The 12,079-nt window shown below is 50.5% G+C and carries 11 protein-coding genes; all 11 read left to right on the top strand.

The window, feature by feature from the left end; all coding sequences use genetic code 11:
- Nucleotides 1-130: 130 nt before the first annotated feature.
- The 11 genes from AB4O16_RS08615 to AB4O16_RS08565 all read left to right on the top strand — a co-directional run bounded on the left by AB4O16_RS08615 (nt 131) and on the right by AB4O16_RS08565 (nt 12,076).
- Entirely contained in the window at nt 131-1,105 is a 975-nt protein-coding gene (locus AB4O16_RS08615) for a UDP-glucose 4-epimerase family protein (protein WP_460157526.1), read from the top strand.
- 199 nt (nt 1,106-1,304) lie between these two features.
- A complete protein-coding gene (locus tag AB4O16_RS08610; protein WP_160385993.1) occupies nt 1,305-1,589 on the top strand; it encodes a hypothetical protein in 285 nt (94 codons plus the stop codon).
- Between the two features lie 146 nt (nt 1,590-1,735).
- On the top strand, nt 1,736-2,038 hold the full coding sequence (gene ihfB, locus AB4O16_RS08605; protein ID WP_102700288.1) for an integration host factor subunit beta: 303 nt from the start codon (nt 1,736-1,738) through the stop codon (nt 2,036-2,038).
- Nucleotides 2,039-2,060: 22 nt separating this feature from the next.
- Nucleotides 2,061-2,291, top strand: a complete 231-nt coding sequence (locus AB4O16_RS08600) for a lipopolysaccharide assembly protein LapA domain-containing protein (protein WP_160385994.1) — start codon at nt 2,061-2,063, stop codon at nt 2,289-2,291.
- 181 nt (nt 2,292-2,472) lie between these two features.
- A complete protein-coding gene (locus AB4O16_RS08595) occupies nt 2,473-3,516 on the top strand; it encodes an LPS O-antigen chain length determinant protein WzzB (RefSeq protein ID WP_160385995.1) in 1,044 nt (347 codons plus the stop codon).
- 496 nt (nt 3,517-4,012) lie between these two features.
- Complete coding sequence (gene tviB / locus AB4O16_RS08590) at nt 4,013-5,290, top strand: Vi polysaccharide biosynthesis UDP-N-acetylglucosamine C-6 dehydrogenase TviB (RefSeq protein WP_160385996.1); 1,278 nt, start codon at nt 4,013-4,015, stop codon at nt 5,288-5,290.
- Nucleotides 5,291-5,355: 65 nt separating this feature from the next.
- Nucleotides 5,356-6,405, top strand: coding sequence for an NAD-dependent epimerase/dehydratase family protein (locus tag AB4O16_RS08585; protein WP_160385997.1), 1,050 nt, complete (start codon nt 5,356-5,358; stop codon nt 6,403-6,405).
- A gap of 5 nt (nt 6,406-6,410) precedes the next feature.
- A complete protein-coding gene (locus tag AB4O16_RS08580; protein WP_460157525.1) occupies nt 6,411-7,634 on the top strand; it encodes an MATE family efflux transporter in 1,224 nt (407 codons plus the stop codon).
- Nucleotides 7,635-7,775: 141 nt separating this feature from the next.
- Nucleotides 7,776-8,957, top strand: a complete 1,182-nt coding sequence (locus AB4O16_RS08575; protein WP_160385999.1) for a hypothetical protein — start codon at nt 7,776-7,778, stop codon at nt 8,955-8,957.
- 34 nt (nt 8,958-8,991) lie between these two features.
- The gene (asnB, locus tag AB4O16_RS08570; protein WP_160386000.1) at nt 8,992-10,917 is read left to right on the top strand and encodes an asparagine synthase (glutamine-hydrolyzing); all 1,926 of its coding nucleotides are present in this window, start codon (nt 8,992-8,994) and stop codon (nt 10,915-10,917) included.
- A 22-nt stretch (nt 10,918-10,939) separates the two neighbouring features.
- Nucleotides 10,940-12,076 carry a glycosyltransferase family 4 protein gene (locus AB4O16_RS08565; RefSeq protein ID WP_160386001.1) on the top strand — a complete coding sequence of 379 codons (1,137 nt, stop codon included), beginning with the start codon at nt 10,940-10,942 and terminating at the stop codon, nt 12,074-12,076.
- Nucleotides 12,077-12,079 lie beyond the last annotated feature (3 nt).

Genomic DNA, 12,079 nt, shown 5'->3' with positions numbered 1-12,079 from the left:
TTCTGTCAGACCATAAAAAAGGGCGGCTTCGGTCGCCCTTTTTTTATATCCTGATTTTGATGCGTCCCGCGTAAACGTCATTGGTTCGCGGCGCTATGAATTTAATCCTTCGACTCTCGGAGCGGCATTCTTGACTCCCTCACAAAAGATACTGATCACCGGCGCTACCGGCTTTATCGGGCAGGAGCTTGTGCAGCAACTCATAGCAAAAAAGAATGTGGATCTCACTGCGCTGGTTCGCAGTCAGAGTCAGAAAGTTCCGAGTGAAGTAGCTCAAGTCATAATCAACAGTAACGTAGCCTGGGCCGATGCACCTTTTCCTGAGGGCGTCACCACGCTGATCCACCTTGCCGGTCGCGCGCACGTCTTGAAGGAAACCTCGAGTTCGCCTCTCGATCTCTATCGCGCAGACAATGTTGAATTCACATTGAATCTGGCGCGAAAGGCACTGGCCACGGGTGTGAAACGCTTCATTTTTATCAGCTCCATTGGCGTGAACGGATCAAGCACAACAAGTACGCCATTCGATGAGTCCTCAATGCCTGCTCCCAAAGCGGACTATGCGATATCCAAGTGGGAAGCTGAACAGGCTCTGCGTGAGCTTCTGAAGGGTTCCGACATGGAACTCGTCATCATTCGTCCACCGCTTGTGTATGCAGGCCACGCACCTGGAAATTTTCGGCGTTTATTGAAACTGGTTGCCATTGGCCTGCCGTTGCCACTTGCATCGGTCGATAATTGCCGCAGCATGGTGTCATTGCGCAACCTGGTGGATTTCATTTCCCTGTGTATAGAGCATCCAGCGGCCGCTAACGAAACGTTCCTGATTTCTGATGGGGTGGATCTTTCCACGCCCCAGATTATCGAGCGCTTGGCGCAAGGAATGGGGAAGCGGACCTTGCTCGTGCCTATGCCGCCAGGACTTATGCGTTGGGGGGCTCGCGTTGCGGGGATGGGAGGTGCCTTTGAACAGCTCTGTGGATCTCTGGTCGTGGACTCCAGTAAAGCCTGCAATCTTCTCGGATGGCGCGCACCGCTCGGTGCAGATGAGGCGGTGATCGAGTCGGGGCGGGAATTCAAAGTGATGCGCACGAGGGAAGGGTGAGTAGTACTCGTTTCGCCTTCAGTGGGTGATGTGACGCTTTCCTTGGGGGCCTTGGCTGGCTCCTTGTTTTGCTTCTGCCGTGAAACTAGTGCCCATGGCAAGTGGTCTCTTTCTACATCAGCATGAATCGTTTATTTACAGCTAGTCTTTTGCTTGAAGCGAACGACAGTCGGGCGGCGTGCCTGGCCTAAGGAAGCGAATGAACAGGCTCATCGTAGTAATGGCGGTACTGGTTCTGGCTGGCTGCGGCACTAATGCCAAGACTCACGCAGTGCGCGGGGTCAGTGGTATCGAGATTGATTGTTCGGGGTTGGGGTCCGGATGGGAGAAGTGCCGCAAGCGGGCGAACAAGGAGTGCAAGGCGCAGGGCTACAAAGTTCTAGCCAGGTCCGATGATGCCAAAGATGAGGATGAGGGCCCCTTTGGCTTCAACCCCGCAGGCTATCTGACGCGCACCATGTTGGTTGTCTGTAGGCCGGCGTGAGAGTGCACGATCAGTGTTCCGCTGCTTTGGAAGTGGGCATCCCTTTGCTGGTGGAAAATGTCAAAAACTCGGGCTGTTCAAATTGATCGGGGCGTGCTAAAACCTTTGAAGCGCTGATCTAGCTGCTTGAAAAGGAAGGGAAAAATATGACGAAGTCCGAGTTGATCGAACGAATAGTCACCCACCAAGGGCTGCTCTCATCCAAGGATGTGGAACTGGCCATCAAGACCATGCTTGAACAAATGTCCCAATGTCTGGCTACCGGTGATCGCATCGAGATCCGTGGGTTTGGCAGCTTCTCCTTGCACTACAGAGCGCCGCGTGTCGGTCGCAATCCGAAAACCGGTCAGTCAGTCAGTCTCGATGGCAAATTTGTTCCTCATTTCAAGCCGGGGAAAGAGTTGCGTGATCGGGTGAATGAAGAGGAGGAAGGTTACGTTGAGGAGTAGCTGGCGTGCCGGGAGTCGCTTCATGCGGTTTGCAATCACGGGGCTGGTATTGTTGGTCGCGGTCGCGTGTTTGCTTTTTGTATTGGAAAATCAGCAGCTTGTTGTCGTTTCCTTTTTCGGTTTTGCATCCCCCGAGCTGCAGGTATCAATTGTTGGAGTTGTCGCATTCCTGGCCGGAATGATCATGGGCGGGTTGATGGTAGCCGTTTATGCCTTGAGGTCCAGGAGGAGAGTGCGGCAAATTCCTCATTAAGCTTGACGCTGGGTGTTCGAGCGCTCAGTCGGGGTTTTGCTATGTAGTGTGCTGCGAACGCTCTTTTAGGGAGGATGCGCGGTACGGTTGCAGCTTGAGTCCTGGAGATTTACGTTGATGGTTCTCAATGTCTGTGTTCGTGGAATGTAAAGTAACTTTATAAGTAAAAGGCTACCAGTATATGCAGGGCGACTCCAGACAAGAAAATAATTCAAGTGATTTTGAGTTTCAAAGGTTTGTTCGCGCTATTTCACGTCAGAAATTTATCATTTTAGCTTTTGTTGTCCTTGGGGCAGTCGCTGCAGCGAGCTACGCTTTTGTCGCTACTCCAATTTATGAAGCGAAGGCTTTCGTAATTCCGCCAACTCAGAACGATATTGCTAACTTTAACTACGGGCGTACGAGAGATACAGAGTTGGCGCCTTATAATGTTAAGGATGTCTACGAGATATACATTCGTCGTTTGCAGGCAGAGTCGCTGCGTCGGGATTTTTTTTACAAAGTCTATCTACCAAGTTTGTCCGAGGAACAGCGTAAAAAGTCCCAGGATGTCTTGTATGGGGATTTCTCTCAGGTGCTCCGTGTCGTTTCTCCACTCAAGGAGGCCTCGGACAGATATTTGGTTGTCGTACAGACCAGCAACCCTGAGCAGGCCAGAAATTGGGCTGCAGCGTACATCGCCCAGGCTGGCGATTTAGCCAAAAATGAAATGATCAGGAACCTTTCGATCGAGTCTGAGGTTCGTGCTCGTAATCTGGAGCAGCAGATAAGCTCCGCAAGGGATGCCAGTCGCATGGCGAAAGAGGACTCGATTGCCAGGTTGACTGAAGCCTTGCGCATTGCCGAGTCGATTGGATTGGAGAGGCCGCCCGCCATTACGCTGAGTCAGTCTGTTATTGCGGGTGGTGAGTCTGGTCAGCTTACGTACATGCGTGGCTCGAAAGCGCTGAAGGCGGAAATCGAGAATCTCCAGGCCCGCACGTCGGATGACCCATTCACGGATCGTTTGCGTGAGCTTCAGGGTAAGTACAACTTTTTCAAAGGGTTGAAAACTGACGCGACGGCGGTGTCTGTCTATCGCCAGGACGGAGATGTCGAGCTGCCAGATGCCCCGGTCAAGCCTAACAAGGCATTGATCCTTGTCTTGGGTATTATTTCCGGCCTTATTCTGGGTTTGGCTGTCGTATTGTTGCGTGGGTTCTTCGCAGCAAAATCGGATGATTAAGCTTTATACCCTCTGTCAGTAATATTTCAGTGCCCTATCGCCGAGCGATGGGGCATTAATTTAACCCGGGAAGGAAGCTGGCTTCTGCTCCCGGGCGGGCAGTGCCAGATGAATCGAATTTCGATTTGTCTGTCTGTCCGGCTTCGACGAAATCATGCGTGATATGTTTCCTGGCTCGTAATCACCCAGCTCGGCGTTTTTTCGATGGGAGGGGTCGAGCTTTGCTCCGCAGTGTGATAGGCAGTGATGGTCACGAATTGATCGTCGGCAGTTTCCAGTCGTTTCATTGGCGGCTATTATCCCGGGCGGTGCGGTGCTCCTCGCAGTTACGCCAAGGGTCGGGATATTCTTTCCCGGACTGCTGAAAATGATTGTGGTTCCCAGCGGAGCTTTCGGTATAATTTCCAGTTTACGCAGCTATGCCGTACGTTTCTGACGCGCGAGATGTGAAGTGCTTAACGATCGACTTAATATTGATGAATGGCAAGGGAAAACAATGCTTAAACTCGAAGATGTGAAGTTGGCCATAGTGGGTCTCGGTTATGTGGGCTTGCCGCTGGCGGTTGAGTTTGGCAAAAAAATGCAAGTGGTTGGTTTTGATATCAGCCAGCGACGAATTGAAGCGCTGAAGGCCGGTCATGACGCTACTCTCGAGGTGTCTGATGATGAGTTGCAATCCGCGTCAGGATTGAGCTTTAGCTCCGCGCTGGATGAGTTGTCTGCCTGCAACGTATTTATTGTTACCGTGCCTACGCCGATCGATGAGCACAAGCGCCCGGACTTGACGCCTTTGATTAAAGCGAGTGAATCCATTGGTCGCGTTCTGAAAAAAGGCGATATCGTTATTTATGAATCAACGGTCTATCCTGGCGCTACCGAGGAAGACTGTGTACCGGTATTGGAAAAAGTATCCGGTCTAAAGTTTAATGTTGATTTTTTTGCAGGTTATAGTCCGGAGCGCATAAATCCGGGCGATAAAGAGCATCGTGTCACTACCATTAAAAAAGTGACAGCGGGTTCAACTCCAGAAGTCGCCGATCTTGTCGATGCGCTGTATAACACAATCATTATCGCTGGTACTCACAAGGCCAAGAGCATCAAAGTTGCCGAGGCTGCAAAGGTTATTGAAAACACGCAGCGCGATTTGAATATTGCGCTGATCAATGAGTTGGCATTGATTTTCAATAAAATGGGTATTGATACCCAGGCCGTTCTGGAGGCCGCCGGTACTAAGTGGAACTTCTTGCCATTTCGTCCGGGTCTGGTAGGCGGGCATTGCATTGGTGTAGATCCTTACTACCTGACGCATAAGGCTCAGTCTATTGGTTACCACCCTGAAATCATTCTGGCCGGTCGCCGTTTGAACGACAGTATGGGCGCTTACGTCGTCTCTCAACTAGTCAAGGCAATGCTCAAGCGCAAAATTCATGTTGATGGTGCGCGAGTGCTGATTATGGGGTTGACGTTTAAGGAGAACTGCCCTGATCTGCGCAACACCAAAATCATCGACATCGTAAATGAGCTCGCTGAATTCAATATTGTCGTTGATGTGTACGACCCGTGGGTCGATGCGGCTGAAGCAATGCATGAGTACTCGATTACTCCTATCAGTCAACCAGAGGTCAATTCCTACGACGGTATTATTCTGGCTGTGGCACATAACGAGTTTGCCGCGATGGGCGCTGAGAGCATCCGGAGCCTGGGTAAAGCCGAACACGTTCTCTATGACCTCAAGTATCTGCTGGATGCCTCTCAGTCAGATCTGCGTTTGTGATCCTCGGGGTCTGTGAAGACCCTGATTCGTTATCACTGACATAAAAATGCCAAGTCGAGAATTACATGATCCGTTTCGAGAAAGTCAAAGCTGAAATTCAACAGTCTCCCAAGGTTTGGTTGATCACAGGCGTCGCCGGATTTATCGGCTCCAACCTATTGGAGACGCTGCTGAAGTTGGATCAGCGGGTTGTTGGGCTCGATAACTTTGCGACCGGGCATCAACGTAATCTCGACGAAGTGCAGTCGGTAGTGAGCCCGGAGCAATGGGCGCGATTCGTGCTGGTGACCGGGGATATCAGAAATATTGAAGACTGCAGAAAGGCGATGACTTTTGATGCGGCCACTGATGTTCCGGTGGACTACGTTCTGCATCAGGCGGCGCTCGGGTCCGTCCCTCGTTCCATCAATGATCCGATTACCACGAACAGCACCAATATTGATGGCTTTCTGAATATGCTGGTCGCGGCGAAAGATGCACAGGTGAAGAGTTTTACCTACGCAGCTTCCAGCTCTACCTATGGCGATCATCCGGGACTGCCTAAAGTTGAGGGGGTTATCGGAAAACCTCTTTCTCCTTATGCCGTCACGAAATATGTAAATGAACTGTACGCTGAGGTTTTTTCCAGCACCTACGGTTTCAAAACCATTGGTCTTCGTTACTTCAACGTGTTCGGCAAGCGTCAGGATCCAAATGGCGCCTATGCAGCAGTTATTCCCAAGTGGACTGCGGCCATGATCAACAACGAGGAGGTTTTCGTTAATGGTGATGGGGAAACGAGTCGCGATTTCTGCTTCGTAGAGAATGCGGTCCAGGCCAATATTCTGGCTGCCTGTGCGAGTCCTGAAGCAAAAAACAATGTTTATAACGTCGCCGTGGGCGACCGCACGACATTGAATCAGGTCTTTGCTTGTATCAAGGGTGCTTTGTCCAATGTTGATGTCACGACTACCTCTGAAATGGTATATCGGGATTTTCGTGCAGGTGATGTAAGGCATTCGCAAGCCAATATTGACAAGGCAAAGGATCTGCTGGGTTATCAACCTCTCTTCAATGTTGGCGAAGGTATGTTGAAAGCAGCTGACTGGTACGTTTCGTTCTTCGCAAGAAGTTAATTCTTGTGATTAAAGGGATCTGTGCTATTACAGTTTTGGCAAACAAACTTTGCATGTTTGTTTTGCTGTTCAGCCTGGCTCGAATGTTAGGGGTTGAGTTGTACGGCGTATTCTCTTACCACTACGCGATCGTAACAGGCATCGCGACTGTGGTGGGGGAGTGCTTGAGTGTGGCGCTAAGTCGCTATGCGGTAATGAATGCCGAAAATGTAAACTACAGGACTTCCTTGAGTCTCATGGCATGGGGCGGCATCGTTGTGGGTGCCCTCTGTGTCGCTGTTTTTTCAGTGTTCCCGGCGCCTGCGTCCTCTTATGAGCTGAGTGCTGGCTACTTGATGACCGGCGCGTTTTTCCTCGGGTTTGCCTGTGTTTGCAATCTGACCATAACCGGTCTGATGTTCTCGCTTAACACCTCTGGAAGATGGGTGGCTGCCTTGGCCGCCCATGGGCTGCTTGGATTACTCCTGGTACTGGCTATCGCGAAGGTTGAAGGGCGTATAGAGGGTGTCATTCTGACACTTGCACTCTGCACGTTGATCGCTCCTGCGTTCGGTTTTTTTATGATAAAGGCGAGCAAGTTCAGCCCTGAAGAAGGAGGAGTGCGTGAGTACTTCTCTTTTGCAAAGATGGCCGCTCTGCTCACCCGTTCTGGTGCTCCTGCCATCGCTGGAAGCATGCTTCTGGGGGCACCTGTTCATATCATTTGTCTGATGATATTTGCAAATTCAAGTTTGAATGTTTCTGAAGTGGGCTATTTCAATCTGTTTTTTCTTTTTTATATTTTGGTCACGGTTCTTCCGAGTTCGCTTGCTTCATATGCCATCGTCAAGCTGGCGGGTCATGGCAAGAATTCCAGCAAGTTGTATTTGATGCTCGGTGTTGCAGTTTCGATTTGTTTGCCTTTGTTCATGATTCTGACGCAGAGTTACTGGTTGTGTTTTCTGGGTAGCAGTTTGTGCAGTAAAACCGACCTTCTGGCTTATGCAGTGTTGGCGGGCGGTCTTGGCCTTGTGACTACTATCATTACTCAGATCCTGCACAGCAAAAACCTGACGAAGGTAGTTTTTCTGGCTAGTTGCATTTATGCGATTGTCTATCTGGCGTCGACGGCTTATGCGGGTATGAAGGGCGACATGTTGGCGATTGATCTTTTCAGGTCATTCATACTGGCCCTGGTTGCGCAAATTGTGGTGCTTGCGTCCTTGGGTGGACGTAAGTTGCTGCAATGAAAGGTGTATTCGATATGATTCATGCTCAGGCTATACGCATGACTGCAAGTGATGTTGGGGCCAGTGTTGGACCTGGTGGTCGGTTCTGTTGCTTTAATTTTTTGAGTTAGGTTCATGGTTATATTACTGGTTTCGACATGCTTGCTGATTTTGGTCGTTCAAATTATTTTGTGCCTGATATCCAAAAAATATCTGGTTGCGTTATACGCCGTCTGCTATTCGGTGCCCTTCCTTGGGCTGGTAAGCAGCCTATGGAGCGATACCGTTACGCTTTGGCCGATCGGAGACTATAGTTTTTACCTTGATGAGCAGTTCGTATTCAGACTTTCGCTTGTCTGGTTTCTAGGTGTCGCTGGCGGGCTGACTGCCTACCTGTTGGGGCTTTTGGTGCCTGCCGACATCTCCTCTTCGCGCCGCGCTTTTTTCTCTCCAATTGACTTCAAGTTGGCAGGGCTGGTGTTTCTTTCAGTCTCGGTCTTCTTTGTTTTGTTCAGGCTGATAAATGTGGAGGCGATGCTCGAGATGTTTGCGGGTGTCGAGGCTGTGGTGGTTTTTTCTATCATTGCGGTCACTGCATTGGCGTTTGCCTATCCATCATGGTACATGCTCACCTTCTCGGCGCTGCTGGTGCTGGCTTATTCCGTTGCCAACGCGATGACCGGAGATCGGGACTTTGTTGTGTTGGTAGTGGCCTATGTGCTGGGCTTGATGTTTCGCTACAGCCATCTCATCAAATTCAAAACATTGTTGTGTGTTGCGGCTTTTATGCTGGTAGTTCTGAGCAGCGGCGTTATTGTTTCCATGGTACGCATGGATGTTGATTTAACTACAGATAACATTGAACAATTCTTTTTGTTCAACTCATGGAATGCAATCATCCTGCCGCTCGTCCAGCAGTTGACGGGCTTCTGGGATGGCGAGCACCTGCGGTATGGTCAGACCTACCTCGACATGTTTCTTTCGCTGGCACCTTCTCCTATCTATTCGGCTTTCGGTGTAGTGAAGCCCATTACGGTGGATAACCCGGCCTACTGGTACTTCATTACCGGGATGGGCGGGATCCATGCCGCTGGTGTGGCGTTCGAAAATTTCGGCTTGTTTGGTGTATTCTTCAACGGGTTCATCAGCGTCTGTTTCTTGCGTTTTGTCGATTCGGGCTGGCGCGATCAGGACTTCTTGCAGCTTTTTCTGTATATGCTTTGTGCTGCATCGGTTATGCACTGGGTTTGGTATGGTGAAATAAGCTTGCTGAATGCGATGGTTTTTTATGTATTGTCATTTGGATTATTCTTCGCGATGAAACTCGTTCGGGTTTTGAAGTGAGTTTAAATATTTTCACTGGAGTGAGAGCGTAGGTATGTGCGGAATTGCGGGAGTTGTCGGGTGGAAGTTGGATCAGCAGAGCGCCTTTGCCGTTGGCAAAATGGTGGATGCGCTGATACATCGCGGGCCCGATGACGGAGCAGTTTGGTCAGATGCCGATAGTGGGATTTCGCTGGGCCATCGGCGGCTTTCCATTCTGGAGTTGTCGGTACATGGAAGTCAGCCAATGGTGTCCGATAACGAACGTTTCGTTATTGTGTTCAATGGTGAAATCTATAATTTCAATGAGTTGCGACAAAAGCTGATTGACTCCGGTTCGACACGTATCTGGCGTGGTCACTCTGACACGGAAGTCCTGCTGGCTGCGATCGAGGCGTGGGGTGTAAAAACAACGCTCGAAAATCTGGTCGGCATGTTTGCATTCGCCGTCTGGGACAAAGTCAGCAAGACAATTACGTTAGCCCGGGATCGTATGGGGGAAAAACCCCTGTATTACGGTATTGTCGGTAACCGGTTTGTTTTCTCCTCCGAGTTGAAAGCAATCAAGGCGGCCTTTACTGATGATCTGCGCATTGATCGTCATGCTTTGGCGAAGTTTGTCAGGTTTGGCTATGTTCCAGCCCCTGAGTCTATCTACGAAGGTATTAAGAAACTTCCGCCAGCTCATTATCTGACGGTGGACTCTTTTTCTTCCCGGCAGACACCTGTTTCATACTGGTCACTGGCGCAATCCAGTGTATTAAGGGATGAGTTGTCGCAGGCTAGCGACAAAGAGGTGGTGGACGTTGTTGGTGAAAGGCTGTCAGCGGCGGTGAAGTCGCAGATGATTGCGGATGTTCCACTCGGTGCGTTCCTGTCCGGTGGGGTGGATTCAAGCCTGATTGTTTCGTTGATGCAGTCGCAAAGCAGCTCAAGTATCAACACTTACACCATCGGCTTCAATGAGCCTGAGTTTGACGAAGCCCCTTATGCGAAGGCGATCGCCAAGCACTTGGGGACGAATCACACTGAGTTTTATCTAGGTGCGGATGACGCCGTTTCGATCATTCCGCATTTGCCGGAAATTTACGACGAGCCTTTCGCTGACTCCTCGCAGATCCCTACAATCCTGGTTTCCAGGATGACCAAGCAACATGTATCTGTTGCGCTGTCCGGGGACGGCGGTGATGAACTTTTTGCCGGTTATCCCCGCTACCAGATCACTGCCGGCTTATGGGCGCGTATAGAAAAGCTGCCTTTGCCTGCACGCCGTGTCATGGCTTACTCACTTCGCTCGCTTTCCTCAAAGGGGTGGGACAACGTCTGCTCTGTTTTACCGGGTTCGGTACGAGCAAAAGTGAATGGTCGCCGCATCTACAGAATGTCCGAGTTGCTGGCATCCGAGAGTCTGGCACAGATGTACACCGGTTTGATGTCGCAGTGGCAGCCTGACGACAACGTCGTGCTGGGAGCTGGCAGTCAAGGTCAGGGCGCTATTTGCTGGGAATCGGCGGACGACTATATTGAGGAAATGCGTCGGTGGGACGTTTCTCAATATTTGCCTGACGATTTGCTGGTTAAAGTAGACCGCGGCGCCATGAGCGCGAGCCTCGAAACCCGCGCGCCATTGCTCGATCATCGAGTTGCGGAACTGGCGTTTTCCTTGTCTTCAGACCAATTAATCAAAAATGGTGTCGGGAAGTGGCCGCTTCGTGAGTTGCTGAAACGCTATGTACCCAATTCATTCTTCGATAGGCCGAAGGCGGGCTTCTCCATTCCCCTGGCGCAATGGCTGCGTGGGCCGCTTAGAGAGTGGGCGGAAGAGTTGTTGACGGAAGAGCGAATCAAGAGAGAAGGTTATTTTGATTGTCAGAAAATTCGTTCGGCATGGGTCCAGCATCAAAACGGAACCTACGATCGCAGTCTTCATTTGTGGAATATTCTAATGTTCCAGTCCTGGCTTGATAAAAATAGTCGTTAATTATATTGAGCAATGGTGTTCTATGAAGATAGTTTTCAACGCGCTCTCTGCCCGACTTGGCGGAGGTCAGACATACCTGATCAATCTTTTTCAATTTGTTCCCGTCAACGAAGATCTTGAGATCGTTGTCTTCGCCCCGGCTTCACTGAAGCTGCCGGATCATCCCCGCATCCGTCGGGTCGAACCGGCCTGGCCCACAGAGAACCCGATTCTCAGGGCGCTCTGGGAAAAGTGGGCGCTGCCCCGGATCTTGAAGGCGGAAAAGGCCGACGTACTGTTTTGCCCCGGTGGGGTCGTCAGCACTCGTGCGCCTGCAGGCTGCAAGGTTGCAACGATGTTTCGGAACATGATCCCGTTTGATCTGCGCGTACGCAAAAGTATCCCGTTGGGATTACAGCGCCTGAGGAACTGGTTGTTGAACCGGATTATGCTCAAGAGCATGTCGGAAGCTGATTTGACAATCTTCATCTCCAATTACGCGCGAAGTGTAATCGAGTCGCTGACCAAGGTGAAAAACGCCGTCACCATCCCCCATGGCATCGGTTCGGTGTTTCGAACTCACAGCAGCAACCCCGTTCGCCCTGATTTTCTTCCGGCGGGTGATTACATTTTATATGTCTCGAGATTTGATGTTTACAAACATCACTATGAGGTTGTCAGTGCCTACGCAAACCTCCCTCAGGAGCTTCGTGAAAGGTTTCCGCTGATTTTCGTGGGTGAAACACATCTGCCAGAGGCCGAGCGCGTAAAAGCCCTGATTTCTACACTTGGCCTGGAAAGTCAGGTGCTGTTGTTGGGCGCTATTCCTTATCAGAGCCTTCCTCCTCTGTATCATCACGCCTATCTGAATCTCTTTGCTTCGTCCTGTGAGAACTGCCCGAATATTCTTCTTGAAGCGATGGCCTCCGGTAGGCCAATGATCTGTTCCAATGTAATGCCTATGCCGGAATTTGGAGCAGAGGCTGCACTTTATTTTTCGCCGTTTGATTCAAAAAACATACAAGATGTTCTCACCGAGGCGTTAACGAGCCCAGATATTTTGAAGAAATTGTCCACCGAGGCAGTAACGCAAAGTGACAAGTTTGACTGGGAAAACACCTCGAGAAAAACGTGGTTCGAGTTGCTGGCTTTGGCCGGGCGCGCAAAGGGAAGTGTTTGATAG

It is taken from the genome of Pseudomonas sp. S2_H10, assembly GCF_054668285.1.
Note: the sequence above shows the minus strand (reverse complement) of the source record. Positions and strands in the feature narration are given on the sequence as shown.

Coding starts and splice junctions, on each gene's coding strand:
- ihfB (WP_102700288.1), top strand. CDS start 1,736: ATGACGAAGTCCGAGTTGATCGAACGAATAGTCACCCACCAAGGGCTG.
- AB4O16_RS08565 (WP_160386001.1), top strand. CDS start 10,940: ATGAAGATAGTTTTCAACGCGCTCTCTGCCCGACTTGGCGGAGGTCAG.
- AB4O16_RS08595 (WP_160385995.1), top strand. CDS start 2,473: ATGCAGGGCGACTCCAGACAAGAAAATAATTCAAGTGATTTTGAGTTT.
- asnB (WP_160386000.1), top strand. CDS start 8,992: ATGTGCGGAATTGCGGGAGTTGTCGGGTGGAAGTTGGATCAGCAGAGC.
- AB4O16_RS08600 (WP_160385994.1), top strand. CDS start 2,061: ATGCGGTTTGCAATCACGGGGCTGGTATTGTTGGTCGCGGTCGCGTGT.
- AB4O16_RS08610 (WP_160385993.1), top strand. CDS start 1,305: ATGAACAGGCTCATCGTAGTAATGGCGGTACTGGTTCTGGCTGGCTGC.
- tviB (WP_160385996.1), top strand. CDS start 4,013: ATGCTTAAACTCGAAGATGTGAAGTTGGCCATAGTGGGTCTCGGTTAT.
- AB4O16_RS08585 (WP_160385997.1), top strand. CDS start 5,356: ATGATCCGTTTCGAGAAAGTCAAAGCTGAAATTCAACAGTCTCCCAAG.